This window comes from Staphylococcus sp. NAM3COL9 (genome assembly GCF_001431205.1).
GTDB lineage: Bacteria > Bacillota > Bacilli > Staphylococcales > Staphylococcaceae > Staphylococcus.
In genome coordinates, this window is record NZ_LGPC01000008.1 from 127898 (window position 1) to 141129 (window position 13232).

18 protein-coding genes are annotated in these 13232 nt (G+C 32.1%); 10 read left to right on the forward strand and 8 right to left on the reverse strand.

Translation table 11 applies throughout. From position 1 onward, the window contains the following. Positions 1–129: 129 nt before the first annotated feature. A complete protein-coding gene (locus tag ACA31_RS02420) occupies positions 130–540 on the forward strand; it encodes a GNAT family N-acetyltransferase (protein ID WP_367576196.1) in 411 nt (136 codons plus the stop codon). A gap of 153 nt (positions 541–693) precedes the next feature. Beyond that, positions 694–1431 (forward strand): SDR family oxidoreductase, encoded by a 738-nt coding sequence (locus tag ACA31_RS02425; RefSeq protein WP_057511793.1) that lies wholly within the window; start codon positions 694–696, stop codon positions 1429–1431. A 333-nt stretch (positions 1432–1764) separates the two neighbouring features. On the opposite strand, the gene ACA31_RS02430 is transcribed toward ACA31_RS02425, so the two are convergent. Continuing rightward, a complete protein-coding gene (locus ACA31_RS02430; protein ID WP_057511794.1) occupies positions 1765–2172 on the reverse strand; it encodes an Lrp/AsnC family transcriptional regulator in 408 nt (135 codons plus the stop codon). A gap of 115 nt (positions 2173–2287) precedes the next feature. Between ACA31_RS02430 and ACA31_RS02435 the strand changes: the two genes are divergently transcribed. The 4 genes from ACA31_RS02435 to ACA31_RS02450 all read left to right on the forward strand — a co-directional run bounded on the left by ACA31_RS02435 (position 2288) and on the right by ACA31_RS02450 (position 4751). Further along, on the forward strand, positions 2288–3049 hold the full coding sequence (locus ACA31_RS02435) for an MBL fold metallo-hydrolase (RefSeq protein ID WP_057511795.1): 762 nt from the start codon (positions 2288–2290) through the stop codon (positions 3047–3049). A 168-nt stretch (positions 3050–3217) separates the two neighbouring features. Further along, positions 3218–3454, forward strand: coding sequence for a hypothetical protein (locus tag ACA31_RS02440; protein ID WP_057511796.1), 237 nt, complete (start codon positions 3218–3220; stop codon positions 3452–3454). Positions 3455–3588: 134 nt separating this feature from the next. Further along, complete coding sequence (locus ACA31_RS02445) at positions 3589–4287, forward strand: HAD family hydrolase (RefSeq protein ID WP_057511797.1); 699 nt, start codon at positions 3589–3591, stop codon at positions 4285–4287. Positions 4288–4361: 74 nt separating this feature from the next. Then, entirely contained in the window at positions 4362–4751 is a 390-nt protein-coding gene (locus ACA31_RS02450; RefSeq protein ID WP_057511798.1) for a hypothetical protein, read from the forward strand. A 412-nt stretch (positions 4752–5163) separates the two neighbouring features. On the opposite strand, the gene ACA31_RS02455 is transcribed toward ACA31_RS02450, so the two are convergent. Further along, positions 5164–5826: a deoxynucleoside kinase gene (locus ACA31_RS02455; protein WP_057511799.1), complete on the reverse strand. Its 663-nt coding sequence runs from the start codon at positions 5824–5826 to the stop codon at positions 5164–5166. Then, on the reverse strand, positions 5819–6436 hold the full coding sequence (locus tag ACA31_RS02460; RefSeq protein WP_057511800.1) for a deoxynucleoside kinase: 618 nt from the start codon (positions 6434–6436) through the stop codon (positions 5819–5821). The genes ACA31_RS02455 and ACA31_RS02460 overlap by 8 nt, the downstream gene beginning before the upstream one ends. Before the next feature lie 62 nt (positions 6437–6498). Between ACA31_RS02460 and tadA the strand changes: the two genes are divergently transcribed. The 3 genes from tadA to ACA31_RS02475 all read left to right on the forward strand — a co-directional run bounded on the left by tadA (position 6499) and on the right by ACA31_RS02475 (position 8548). Next, positions 6499–6990, forward strand: a complete 492-nt coding sequence (tadA, locus tag ACA31_RS02465; RefSeq protein WP_057511801.1) for a tRNA adenosine(34) deaminase TadA — start codon at positions 6499–6501, stop codon at positions 6988–6990. A gap of 100 nt (positions 6991–7090) precedes the next feature. Continuing rightward, positions 7091–7963 (forward strand): Cof-type HAD-IIB family hydrolase, encoded by an 873-nt coding sequence (locus ACA31_RS02470; protein ID WP_057511802.1) that lies wholly within the window; start codon positions 7091–7093, stop codon positions 7961–7963. A gap of 18 nt (positions 7964–7981) precedes the next feature. Further along, positions 7982–8548: an NADPH-dependent FMN reductase gene (locus tag ACA31_RS02475; RefSeq protein WP_057511803.1), complete on the forward strand. Its 567-nt coding sequence runs from the start codon at positions 7982–7984 to the stop codon at positions 8546–8548. A gap of 54 nt (positions 8549–8602) precedes the next feature. Here ACA31_RS02475 and ACA31_RS02480 read toward each other — a convergent pair whose 3' ends face one another. From ACA31_RS02480 to ACA31_RS02500, 5 genes are all read right to left on the reverse strand, one after another. Further along, positions 8603–8947 (reverse strand): transcriptional regulator, SarA/Rot family, encoded by a 345-nt coding sequence (locus tag ACA31_RS02480; protein WP_057511804.1) that lies wholly within the window; start codon positions 8945–8947, stop codon positions 8603–8605. Between the two features lie 17 nt (positions 8948–8964). Next, positions 8965–9765, reverse strand: coding sequence for a transcriptional regulator (locus ACA31_RS02485; RefSeq protein ID WP_253721352.1), 801 nt, complete (start codon positions 9763–9765; stop codon positions 8965–8967). 335 nt (positions 9766–10100) lie between these two features. After that, on the reverse strand, positions 10101–10979 hold the full coding sequence (gene folE2, locus ACA31_RS02490) for a GTP cyclohydrolase FolE2 (protein WP_057511805.1): 879 nt from the start codon (positions 10977–10979) through the stop codon (positions 10101–10103). A gap of 14 nt (positions 10980–10993) precedes the next feature. Next, a complete protein-coding gene (gene bshB2 / locus ACA31_RS02495) occupies positions 10994–11659 on the reverse strand; it encodes a bacillithiol biosynthesis deacetylase BshB2 (RefSeq protein WP_057511806.1) in 666 nt (221 codons plus the stop codon). 12 nt (positions 11660–11671) lie between these two features. Beyond that, positions 11672–12031 carry a YojF family protein gene (locus ACA31_RS02500; RefSeq protein ID WP_057511807.1) on the reverse strand — a complete coding sequence of 120 codons (360 nt, stop codon included), beginning with the start codon at positions 12029–12031 and terminating at the stop codon, positions 11672–11674. 559 nt (positions 12032–12590) lie between these two features. Between ACA31_RS02500 and hxlA the strand changes: the two genes are divergently transcribed. Next, positions 12591–13223 (forward strand): 3-hexulose-6-phosphate synthase, encoded by a 633-nt coding sequence (gene hxlA / locus ACA31_RS02505; RefSeq protein ID WP_057511808.1) that lies wholly within the window; start codon positions 12591–12593, stop codon positions 13221–13223. Positions 13224–13232: the final 9 nt, after the last annotated feature.

Genomic DNA, 13232 nt, shown 5'->3' on the forward strand with positions numbered 1-13232 from the left:
ACCATATATTTCATAATTATCTTTTTCAATTGAGTCATTTACAAGTCTGAATATGCTTCCAAACTTAAAAGAGTACTTAGCTGCAACATAAGAGGCTATACATGTTCAATTTTAAAAGATGCTAAAACTATTTTGAATATACAACAACAGTGTTTTAAAGCTGATTATAAATTTTATAAGGATGATGAAACTAGTCCATATTGTGAAAATATAGCGGATATAGAATTCGGTATTATACATAATGACCATTTTACAATACTATCCCAAGATAAAATTATTGGGGCAATTGAAGTGAAAGAGACAAAGGATAGATACCATCTATATAAATTATTTATTGATGAAGCACAGCAAAGTCAAGGCATAGGAAAAATGATAGTTAATCAAATATTTAATATACTATCAAAAGAAAAGCATTGGACTGTATATACACCTCATAAAAACCTAAAGAATCATTACTTCTATGAATCTTTAGGTTTTAAAAAATATAGAGAAGATAACATATCTAAAAATCTAAATCTTTTTAAATACATTAAGCAATAATAGTGAAAATTATTCTCTTTTAATTTGTCTTTTGATAACGAAGGCTTATGTTAATGTAATAAAATTATATTTATTGTAAATTTAAAACAGCTTGTTTTACTAATGAATATAATTAATACTATACTGATTTTAGTAGTATAAGGAGGTAATATAATGAATAATGTAAAAGACAAAGTAGTAGTTATAACTGGAGCATCTAGTGGTATCGGTGAAGAAACAGCAAGCCTACTAGCTGAAAATGGGGCTAAACTCGTTTTAGGAGCAAGACGTATCGATAAGTTAGAAGAAATCCAACAAAAAATTGGTGATAATGTAAGTATACAAAAAACAGATGTTACTAATGCAGACGATGTTAATACATTAATTGAAACAGCGTATAATGATTATGGTCGTGTAGATGTTTTAATCAATAATGCTGGCCTTATGCCACAATCTTTTTTAGACAAAAACAAACAAGATGAATGGAATCAAATGATAGATGTTAATATAAAAGGTGTATTATACGGTATTGGCGCTGCATTGCCTTATATGAGAAAACAAAATTCAGGTCATATTATTAACTTGGCTTCTGTGGCAGGTCATGCTGTTTTCCCAGGTAGTGCTGTCTATAGTGGAACAAAATATGCAGTAAGAGCTATAACTGAAGGTTTAAGACAAGAAGAAGCAACGGTAGGTTCAAATATTAGAACTACTATACTTTCTCCAGGTGCTATTGATACTGAATTAACAGATCATATTAGCGATAAAGAAATTAAAAAAGGTGTAGACGAATTATATGAAGGTGCAATTAAACCAGATGCTATTGCAAGAGCAATTAGTTATGCAATTAATGAGCCGGAAGATGCATCTATTAACGAATTTATCATTCGCCCAAGTAGTCAAATTCTATAATTTAAATTGCTACTTTAGAATGGTAATTCAATATATAAAATAATATCTGATTTAAAGTCTCGAAATTAGTAAAGGGCTGTTAGATTTCAAGTTGAAATCTAACAGCCCATTTTTTAGAATAAATCAATTTATAGAGTGTCAATTTAGTATAATCGACTAATCGGCGTGCATCCTTCAAGTTAAATAAGAATTATTTATAGTGGTTTTATAAACAATTCTTAATAAGATATATTTTGTTTTGTGACGATTAGAGGCCTTCTTTAAAAGTTCTCTTTTAACATGTCTACTTATAATTAGCGAGAATAAAAAATAAAACTTAAATATCTATATAACTTACAGAACAGTAGAAATCTTATAATTAGCAAAAACGTTAAGGTCTTCTAAAAATGTATTTAGATGCTTATTATTAGGGAATCGGCATTCTAGCAAATAGCAACCATCACCTATTATTTTGTAATTATGTAGTATATAAATCGCTTTGGTATCGACAAATGATAAAAAAGGTTGGTGCGATATTTTATTCATGTAAATATGTATAAAAGCATGAATAGCACAATCTAAACTTTCCTGGTTGACTTGAATTGTATAGTTCTGAATGACATCATCACTTTCTAATTTAGCGACTCGTGCATTCACAGCTTGACCAGTTAAATTCACTTTTTCACCCAAATCTTTCATAGTAATTTTAGCATTTTGTTGAAGTTCATTAATAATCATCTTATCAATATTATCTATAGACATATGAGCCACTCCTTTTTCATTTATCAAGCAAATACGGCAAAACTCTTTCACTAGGTTATGTATTGTTGATACTTTTACTAATAAAATAAAAGTATCACATAAAGGAGGAATTGTAATGAATATAACTCATGTAAGAAATGCGACACTTATTCTTGAATACGCTGATAAAAAATATTTAATAGATCCAATGTTAGGAGAAAAAGGCTCATTTCCAGCATTTCCGAATGCACCTAGAGATGACCAAAATAACCCTTTAGTTGAATTACCTATGTCAGTAGACAAGATAATTGATGGTATTGATGCAGTATTTTTAACTCATTTACATTTAGACCATTTCGATGAAGCGGCTCAAAAATCCTTACCAAAAGATATTAAAATTTATACACAGAACGACGAAGATGCAGAAGAAGTGAAAAATGTTGGTTTCACAAATGTTGAAGCTTTAGAATATATAAATCAAATCGGAGATATCCAAGTGATTAAAACATCAGGTCAACATGGTCGTGGTGAAGTTCTTGAATTTTCAGGTAATGTTTGTGGTTTGATCTTCCAACACGATAATGAAAAATCATTATATATTGCTGGTGATACCGTTTGGTATGAAGCAGTTGAAAAAACTTTAAGAACTTACAGACCTGAAATTATAGTGGTTAATGGGGGAGATAATCAATTTAACGAGGGTGGTTCATTGGTTATGGATGAAAATGATGTTTATGAAGTTGCTAAATTAATGCCATCATCTGAGGTCATTGTCGTTCATATGGAAGCTGTAAATCATTGGAACCTTTCTAGAGATTACTTAAAGCAATTCGCACAAGAAAACCAATTTTCTTCACAACTTAAAGTTCCAAATGATGGAGATAAATATACCTTTTAAATAAAAAGTGATTAAATTGAGGGAATACGTAATAGTAAAAGCAATAAGGTTAGGCAAGCACTGACATCTAAAGTATTATATACACTAGCATTATCGCAAAAATTAGAAGGAATCTCTGTAACGGCTAATATATTTCATCCTGGTTATGTTACTGATTCTAATTATGCTATGCCTACATCTTTAATAGGTCATTTTGTATATAAAGTATTTGGTAGAACGTTGACATATATTTTCAATATGGTATCAGAACCAAATCCAAAAATAGGATTGAAACTAGCATTAGATAATTCACTTTCTAGATCAACTGGGAAATTCTTTAATGAAAAAGGAAAAATTGTACCATTATCTAAGCATTATAGCCAAGATAAAATTGATAAGATATGGGGAAATAGTCAACAATTTTAATGAAGCCCACTACCTATAAAGATTCAAAAATTTTATTATCTCAGATTCATTATTTGTTTATGCCCGCAAGTTTATATTAAAATATAAACTAGTATAATTTAATATGAAGTTAACACATAGGAGCTGTTCAAGCGATGAAATGGATTTTATTTGATAAAGATGGCACGTTAATATATTTTGACGGTAGTTGGATGAAGATTGGCTTGCAACTCGTTGACGATTTTATGGAAGCATATAAGGACGATATCAATGATATAGACGCAGCGTATAAGCATTTAGGTGTCGTAGATGGGGAAATTCAACCAGGTACAATAATGGCATCAGGCGCTTTAGAAGAAATGGTAAAAGCGTTATGTGATATTGCTGGTCAGGACGTTTCTAAGTGGGCACAAAATAGGAGCCAAACACTTGTTGATCATAGAGTTCCAGAAAATGTTCTGGTAGAAGGCATTCATGAAACATTGGAAACGCTACAAAATCAAGGTTATAAAATGGGAATAGTCACAAGCGATTCTAAAAAAGGTGTAGAACAATTTTTGGAAACAACTGAATTTGATCATTTCTTTGATGTAGTCATATCTACGGAAGCCAATGCAGTTGAAAAACCTAATCCAGAAGTACTTAATCCCTTGTTTAACCATTATGACGTGTCACCACAAGACGTGATCATCGTTGGTGATACTGCAAATGATATACAAACAGGTGTAAATGCTAAGTTAGGCCTTAAGATTGCTGTATTAACTGGTGTAGGCTTAGAACAAGAACTAGATAAAGCGGACTATGTAGTAGACAATGCGAATCACATTCTAGGAATATTAAATCAATATGCGTAGTTCACAAATTATGTCATAATATACGTATCGTATATTATGACTTTTTTTTAAAATATTAACATTGAGGTGATTGAATGATTGATGGAAAATATGCAGATTATCAAGGCGAAACTTATAAAGTAGTTGAGATGGTTGGTAATGAATTGGTTCTAGCAACAGAAGATGAAAAAGCATTGGAACATGGTTTTGAAGCACAAACAGCAAATCAATCAGCGCATACATTATATTTCAAACATATCCCGAGAGATGATGTTGATGAGCTTTATGCATTATTTCAAGAAGCAAGATATGAAGGTGCCGTTTTTGATTTATACCAAGATACAGAACAACAGCTTTATATTGGGACAGAAGACCAAGATAAAGCAAGTACATTTGGATTAGATCAAACGGACGAATATTATTATAGTAAGTATGTGTCAGAAGACGAAATTGAAAAAATAATCTATCGTAGACATATTGAATAGTACATTGTCATAGCAATGAAAAAAAGTGAGACGTAATAAATGTCCCACTCCATTGTTTTTATAGCTATTTTTTTCCTCTAGACAATTATGGTTTGAATAATTGCAGTGCATTGGGCAGACCTCATGACTAGTTAATAAAGTACTTGCCAACGGATTAGGTTAAGGCTCAATTATATCTAGAGAGTGTCACATATATAATTGAGCTTTAGCTATAATTATTTTAGTATTGTCAACTTGATTTCATATGAGACGCCTGAAGAAACAACACGAGACGAAGACTACAGGCTGAGACCGCGTCTTAGGCAAGCGAGTATGAAATATATAGAAAATACGAAACTGAAATTGAGGGAAATGTGCACACAAAAATGCCAACAAAGTCAGATGCTTTGTCGACACTTTCTTTGTAATTATATTAGCGTTGATCCACTTTACGGTGTGTTTCAATAATATGACGAATCTTATCAATAACTGGGTTTAATGAGTCTGGATTTTCATGTAAATCATATTCATTAATGTTCACACGTACAACAGGACATGCATTAAATTCACTGATCCAGTCGTCGTAACGTTTGAATAGTTTTTGCCAATATTCTGGGTCAGTTTCCATTTCCATCTGACGGCCACGTTGTTTAATGCGATCAATGACTTCATCGTAATCACATTCTAAATAAATCAGTACATCTGGTTTAGGGAAATAAGGCGTCATGACCATGGCGTTGAATAATTCAGAGTATGTTTCAAAGTCTTCTGGGCTCATTGTACCTTGTTCTTCATGCATTTTAGCAAAAATATCGACATCTTCGTAAATCGAACGGTCTTGGATGAAACCACCCCCATATTCAAACATGCGTTTTTGTTCTTTAAAACGCTCGGCTAAGAAATAAATTTGTAAGTGGAAACTCCAACGTTCAAAGTCGTTGTAAAACTTATCGAGGTAAGGGTTATGGTCCACGTTCTCAAATGAAGTTCTGAAATTCAAACGTTCGGCTAAAGCTTTTGTTAATGTTGATTTTCCTACGCCTACAGTACCAGCGATAGTAATCACAGCATCTTGAGGGATACCGTATTTATTCATGCATTTTTCCTCCAATCAGTGGTTTCACTAATTCTAAAATATAATTATAATCATCATTGTGTTTAACGAAATCAAGATGTGTCGTGTCGATGCGAATGACGCGTTTTCCGTCAGCTTTCAACGAATTATAATAGGCATTATAATCACGTTTTAAATTAAGAAGGTAGTTATCCTCAATTTGATGTTCAAAACTGCGATTACGTTGTGCTATACGTGCTTTTAAAGTTTCTAACTCTGCATCTAAGAAGATGATGATATTAGGCATTTCTAAATCTTCGGTTAAAATATCATAAATTCTAGAAAATTTACTGTATTCGGCACCCGTTAAGGTATTATGTGCGAAAATTTTATTTTTATAAATGTGATAATCACTCACGATACCACTTTCTTTTGAAACAAGATCTTGGAATTGTTTGTAACGATTACATAAAAAGAACATTTCTGTTTGGAAACTCCATTTAGAAATATCTTCATAGAAATCTGATAAAAAAGGATTTTCATTTACAATTTCTTTTTCTTCATAGTAATTGTAAGTTTGACTAAGTTTGTGCGCTAAAGAAGACTTTCCGACACCAATCGGGCCTTCAACAGCAATAAAATGTTTTTTCATATTTACCGCTCCAATGTTAAAATAGACAATAAATATTGTACCATATGTGAGGTGTAAGACACATGACAACTGACCAAAATTATATGGAAATCGCGATTGAAGAAGCAAAAAAAGCAGGGGATATTGGTGAAGTGCCTATTGGTGCTGTTATTGTTCGAGATAATGAAGTGATAGCAAGAGCACACAATTTGCGAGAATCATCACAAGACCCAACTGCTCATGCTGAACACCTTGCAATTCAGAAAGCTGCTGCTGTCGTCGGTAGTTGGCGTTTAGAACACTGTCGACTTTATGTCACGCTAGAACCATGTGTGATGTGTGCGGGAACAATTGTAATGAGTCGTATTCCGTATGTGATTTATGGAGCTAAAGATCCAAAAGGAGGCTGTGCAGGTAGTCTCATGGACCTGTTACAAGAACCAAGATTTAATCACCGAGCAACGGTTCAAACAGGTATATTAGAGGAAGCGTGTAGCCAATTATTAAAAACATTTTTTAAAAATTTAAGAAAAAATAAAAAACTCATACAAACAGCCGATAATACAAATCACTAAAGGTTTGGTAGAATATGAGTGTGTTACAAATTTGTGGCAAATGAGAATAGTGTGTAATTAAGATTGTGTTATCGATCATAGAAGGAAACGAGGTAAATTAATGATAAAATTAATTGCAACAGATATGGATGGTACATTATTAAATGCGGCACATGAGATATCAGAAGAGAATATTAAAGCGATTCAATATGCGCAATCGCAAGGCATAACAGTAGTTATTGCTACGGGACGTGCTTTTTATGAAGCCAACGCACCAGTGAATCAATCAGATTTGAAAGTGCCTTATATTTGTTTGAATGGTGCAGAAGTGAGAGATGAATCTTTTAATATCATGAGTACATCTAATTTGAATCGTGAGTTAATTAATAGAATTACAGCAGAGATGAATAAGGAAGATATTTATTACCAAATTTATACAAACTTAGGTATCTATACTGAAAATCCTCAACGCGATTTAGAAATATATATAGATATTGCAGAACGAGCTGGTCAAAAAGCAGACGTAGAAAAAATTAAAGCTGGTATTCAAAAACGAATTGATAATGGTACCTTAAAAGTTGTAGATAATTATGACAAGATTGAAGATACACCTGGGGAAATCGTCATGAAAATCCTTGCTTTTGATAGTGATTTAGAAAAAATTGATCGTGCAAGTGAGGAACTAGCACAATCAGAAAGTCTTGCAATTTCTTCTTCATCGAGAGGTAATATTGAAATTACACACTCAGATGCACAAAAAGGTATCGCTTTAACAACTATTGCAGAGCGTCTTAATATAGATATGGAAAATGTTATGGCAATTGGTGATAACATGAATGATATTTCTATGCTAGAGCGTGTAGGTTACTCTGTAGCGATGGATAACGCAACACCTGAAGTAAAAGCGGTGTCTAAATATTCTACAGATACAAACGAGCAAAGTGGCGTCGGAAAAGCGATTATGAAATTGCTCAAAGAAAATAATGAAATTTAGTATGAGGAGAAGTGCATTATGAAAGGTTTAATCATTGTAGGGAGTGCGAAATTAGGTTCACACACAACAGCGTTATCTCAATATTTAAAAGGACATTTTGAAGAACATGAATTTGAAGTTGAAATCTTTGATCTAGCAGAAAATCCAATTCATCAACTCGATGTTTCAGGGGCTTCTAGTCCAAGTGAAACATATAAAAATAATTTAAGTACATTACAATCTAAAGCGAGAGAAGCGGACTTTTTCGTCTTAGGATCTCCGAATTACCATGGTTCATACTCTGGTATTTTAAAAAATGCTTTAGATCATTTAACTATGGATGATTTCAAAATGAAACCTGTAGGCCTTATCGGTAATAGCGGTGGTATTGTAAGTTCAGAACCATTATCACATTTACGCTTAATTGTACGTACGTTATTAGGTATTGCAGTGCCGACACAAATTGCAACGCATGATACAGATTATAAAAAGTTAGACGATGGTACATTATATTTAGATAATGAAGAATTCCAATTACGTGCTAGACTATTTGTAGATCAAATCATTTCTTTTGTTAAAAACAGTCCTTATGAACATTTAAAATAAGTTAAATAACTGTTAGGTTTCTACATAGAAACTTAACAGTTATTTTTATGTATTCTATTTTTTGGTTGATGTATTTAAAACAGAAGTTACAATTGTATGATACTGTTCTAGAATCGACTTTATTTTAGAGAGGTCGATATCATGTAAATGAATGCAGCGCTCATCATATGCATCTCTAGATTTTTTTAATAAACCCAGCTCAATGAGATTGTTAATTTGTATTGAAATCGGTGTATTTTGATTATATAACAGTTTTTTGAGTTCTACCGCTTCAATACTTTCTTTGTTAATATAAAGTAATTTATCCAATATAACAATTTCATTAAACGTAAGATTCAAATTTTGTTTTATAACTTTTTTAATTAAGCTTCTCTTTTCTTCATAAGTTATCATATTCATGTCATCACCACATTAAGTTATTTTTTCTTTGCTATATTATTTTGAATACCTCTTATAACAAGTTGCTTGTTATTAAATTCATAGGGGCTTACACCTTTGATTGCTTGGAAATTATATATATAGTCCTTAAGTGAACGGAAATGATACTGTCTCCATACAAAATCTAAAATAGCACCATTTAATAAAGCACATGCTGAAAAGTGAATTTTTGAATCAATGATGTAGTTTGATAAGGTACAACACATAAGTGTCGAAAATTCACGCGATAAAAAACTGTTATTCACAAAAAAATGATGCGCAATATCTTGGCAAATTAATTTTCTTTCACAGTTGTTATTAATATATAGAATAACGTCTCTAATCAATATATTTTTAAAATTCCGTTCAGATTTAGATCGGGGAGTTGTATCAATGGTATTAAGATAAGTCGCTTCAATAAGAAATAATAATTTTCGTTCTATATCTGATTTCATTGATTGATTTAAAATAGATAAAATGACGTCGTTATAATGTGTTTTTAAATCGGGTTTATCTTTATTCATTAAATTATTCTCATTTTGAGAGTACTTATTCGAAATTTTATAATAATAGTAATTATTTATAGATAAACATAATAATGTGCCTTCGAAGTTGATATCATTAATACATTCATAGTCATGAACATAAAATATATCTCCAGCATGGTAATGTTGAAAATCATTATTTTTTAGTATTGTAATTACTCCATCAAAAACTAAATAAATATTAATAAAATGGTTAGTACGTAAACATTTAAAATTGGATGTTTTATTATTATATATCTTTAAATCATAATCCATTATTTATTTCACCACACCTATATATTAAGGAGCATGTCCTCTATAATAATAATTTTAATATGAAAAGTGTATATAGAACATCAACAAAATTTAATTCTTGATACACATTATTTTAAAATTAATCTGCGAGTTTAGATTTTAGAGTAAATAATTTAATAGTAACCCTTAAATTTTTACATTTTAATAATTAAAAATATAACGTCAAATAGATAATCTAGAAAAATTGAAATAATATTTACTAGAGATATTCAAATTTCGAACAAAAAAAGGAGTACTAATAAATATCTATTAGTACTCCTAAAATAAATAAAGCGTATGAGTTAAATTGTATTTAACTATTTTTGATATTTTAATTTAGCGAAAGCATCATGTTGGTGAATAGATTCTTCATTGCGACATTCTATTTCAAAACCATCAAGCCACTCACAACCTACTAAATCTGCAGCGATAAGACGGATAAGGTCCTCTACAAATCTTGGGTTTTCATAGGCTTGTTCTGTAACACTTTTTTCATCAGGACGTTTTAAAATAGGATATAAAATAGAACTTGCATTAGCTTCCATTGCATCTAGAATCACTTCTTTATAATCACCTATTAAATCAACATCTTTATTTAGAAAAGCTTTTACAGTGATAATACCACGTTGGTTATGTGCTGAGTATTCGCTAATCTCTTTTGAACAAGGACAAAGTGTAGTGACCGCAGCTTGGATTGTAATCTCTTTACGGGTCACGTCATCTTTATCAATCGCTAAACCATAAGTTACATCGGCATGACCGACCGCTTTGATTTGAGTAACCGGACTATAACGGTCGAAGAACCATTTAGCTGAGACATCTAAACCAGCAGCGTTTTGATCCATGCTAACTTGTAAACTACGTAATAATTGATAAAGTGCGTCGAAATTTAATTCAATACCATTATTATAGTGCTTTTCCACACTTTCTAATATGCGGCTCATATTAATGCCTTTTTCGTCTTGGTTTAAACTTGTTGAAAAACTGAAGTTTCCAGCAGTTTGGAAACGATCTACAAGTACTGGGTAAACTAAGTTTTTAATGCCTACCTCTTCGATTTCAAATAAGAAATCTTTATGTGTGCTTTGTAAATCTTTCATATTTTCTTTTTTAGTTGGTTTCGTACCTTCGATAGGGTCAACGGAACCAAAGTGCTTCCATCTGCCTTCTCTAGTAGATAAGTCAAATTCTGTCATGCTATTGCCTCCACTTAAGATTCAAAGTTATAAGTCCAATAAGGTTCTACTTCTAAGAAACTGTGTGCTTCTCCAGGTACGTCAGGTGTTGCAAGTGATTCTAAGAATGGACCTGTTTGAGATGCATGTGCTTCAAATGTACGTAGTTTAACCTCTTTATAATCACTGATCTCATTTAGAATGTCTGGTGCACCTAATTTTTCATGTGCGTCATTACTAAATGCTACAAGCTGTAAACGTGGTCTTTCAGATTCTGGCATACGACCTACTGTTCTCACAACTGCTTCTGCAGTAGCTTCATGGTCAGGATGTACAGCAAACTGCGGATAGAAAGAAATGATGACAGATGGTTGTAATTCATCAATGAGGGATTTAACCATTGCATCCATTTCATCATGTGGTTCGAACTCTACAGTTTTATCTCGTAAACCCATTTTACGTAAATCAGTTAAGCCTATTGCTTCCATTGCTTTTTCTAATTCCTTTTCACGAATATCTGGTAATGTCTCACGCGTAGCAAAAGGTGGATTGCCTAAATTGCGTCCCATTTGTCCGAGTGTCAAACATGCGTAAGTGACTGGAACTCCATTATCGATATAGCGTGCTAACGTGCCTGCAGATGAAAACGATTCGTCATCTGGATGTGGAAAAATTACTAATACTTGGCTTTCCTCTGCCATGATATGCCCTCCTTATGCTTTGAACGGTTGAGTACTAATTTCTAAAGCAGCAGCTAATTGACCTTCATAGTTAAACCCTGCTAGAAGAAACTCACCATTCTCATTTACTTCATAATGTGTTAATCCTTGGACATAGACCCATCCGCTATCTTTCAATTTAAGACCGACACGGAAAGGATCCTTGTTGCCACCTTTAAGTTGAGCGTGCTCGTAAGTCACTTGAATATTTCTCAAAAAAGTTCCTGCATTAAATACACGTTGGTCAAAGTGAGCAGCATATGCACCATTTGTTGTTTCAACATGTAAGTATACAGGTTTATGCTCATATGAAGAAAGCAATGCTTGTACTTTCTCATTGTTTATTTGTTCCAAAATTTTGCCTCCTTGCTTCTAAACCCAACATTACAAAATTCGATTATTTATATTTACTTAACACAATAGAATTCGATGATCTAAGTCTATACCTTAGTGTAAACCGACTCGTATACATTTTCTACCAGAAAAGTGAATTTTATATCTAAGAATTTTATTTTATATTTTGATTATCTCTTCATTCTACTAAAAAGCACAACAAAAATGTATCACTCTGCTCAATTTATAGTAAAAAGTCTCGACTTAATAGTGAAATAGGGGTGTAATCCAATTACTTTTAAAAAGATATAAAAGAAGTATAATGCATAAATGTAATAACATTTATATATAAATTGCATAATAATTAATTTGTTACTGCTGTAGTTTTAATAATAAAACATATAATTAATATAGGTATGAACGGAACATTCATTTAGTGTAGAGAGTTTACTGGTGTTCATCGTGTTATTTAACGAGTTTAATATATGAAACTAAGGGTAAACAGCTTAAGTGCAACATTATATAGTAAGTTAAGTCATAACGATGGCTCTATAATTTAATTCAAGAAGGGATGATCATTTTGGAATTACAACTAGCAATTGATTTATTGAATAAAGAGGACGCGGCAAAACTTGCGAATAAAGTTAAAGATTATGTAGATATCGTAGAAATTGGGACACCAATCGTTATTAATGAAGGTTTACCAGCGGTTCAACATTTAAATGATAATATAGAAGGCGTAAAAGTACTTGCAGATTTAAAAATTATGGACGCTGCTGACTACGAAGTAAGCCAAGCAGTTAAATTTGGTGCAGACGTAATAACAATTCTAGGTGTTGCAGAAGATGCATCTATTAAAGCAGCAGTTGAAGAAGCACATAAAAGTGGCAAAGAATTATTAGTAGATATGATTGCAGTACAAGATTTAGAAAAACGCGCTAAAGAGTTAGATGATTTAGGCGCAGACTATATCGCCGTTCATACGGGTTATGACTTACAGGCCGAAGGTCAATCTCCTTTAGAAAGTTTACGTAAAGTTAAATCAGTTATTACTAATTCTAAAGTAGCTGTTATTGGTGGTATTAAGCCAGATACAATTAAAGAAGTTGTAGCAGAAGGACCAGATTTAGTTGTAGTTGGTGGCGGTATTGCTAACGCAGACGATCCAGTTGAAGCTGCTAAACAATGTAGAGACGCGATTGAAGGCAGATAATATGACTGA

Coding starts and splice junctions, on each gene's coding strand:
- ACA31_RS02425 (WP_057511793.1), top strand. CDS start 694: ATGAATAATGTAAAAGACAAAGTAGTAGTTATAACTGGAGCATCTAGT.
- ACA31_RS02430 (WP_057511794.1), bottom strand. CDS start 2,172: ATGTCTATAGATAATATTGATAAGATGATTATTAATGAACTTCAACAA.
- ACA31_RS02435 (WP_057511795.1), top strand. CDS start 2,288: ATGAATATAACTCATGTAAGAAATGCGACACTTATTCTTGAATACGCT.
- ACA31_RS02440 (WP_057511796.1), top strand. CDS start 3,218: ATGCCTACATCTTTAATAGGTCATTTTGTATATAAAGTATTTGGTAGA.
- ACA31_RS02445 (WP_057511797.1), top strand. CDS start 3,589: ATGAAATGGATTTTATTTGATAAAGATGGCACGTTAATATATTTTGAC.
- ACA31_RS02450 (WP_057511798.1), top strand. CDS start 4,362: ATGATTGATGGAAAATATGCAGATTATCAAGGCGAAACTTATAAAGTA.
- ACA31_RS02455 (WP_057511799.1), bottom strand. CDS start 5,826: ATGAATAAATACGGTATCCCTCAAGATGCTGTGATTACTATCGCTGGT.
- ACA31_RS02460 (WP_057511800.1), bottom strand. CDS start 6,436: ATGAAAAAACATTTTATTGCTGTTGAAGGCCCGATTGGTGTCGGAAAG.
- tadA (WP_057511801.1), top strand. CDS start 6,499: ATGACAACTGACCAAAATTATATGGAAATCGCGATTGAAGAAGCAAAA.
- ACA31_RS02470 (WP_057511802.1), top strand. CDS start 7,091: ATGATAAAATTAATTGCAACAGATATGGATGGTACATTATTAAATGCG.
- ACA31_RS02475 (WP_057511803.1), top strand. CDS start 7,982: ATGAAAGGTTTAATCATTGTAGGGAGTGCGAAATTAGGTTCACACACA.
- ACA31_RS02480 (WP_057511804.1), bottom strand. CDS start 8,947: ATGAATATGATAACTTATGAAGAAAAGAGAAGCTTAATTAAAAAAGTT.
- ACA31_RS02485 (WP_253721352.1), bottom strand. CDS start 9,765: ATGGATTATGATTTAAAGATATATAATAATAAAACATCCAATTTTAAA.
- folE2 (WP_057511805.1), bottom strand. CDS start 10,979: ATGACAGAATTTGACTTATCTACTAGAGAAGGCAGATGGAAGCACTTT.
- bshB2 (WP_057511806.1), bottom strand. CDS start 11,659: ATGGCAGAGGAAAGCCAAGTATTAGTAATTTTTCCACATCCAGATGAC.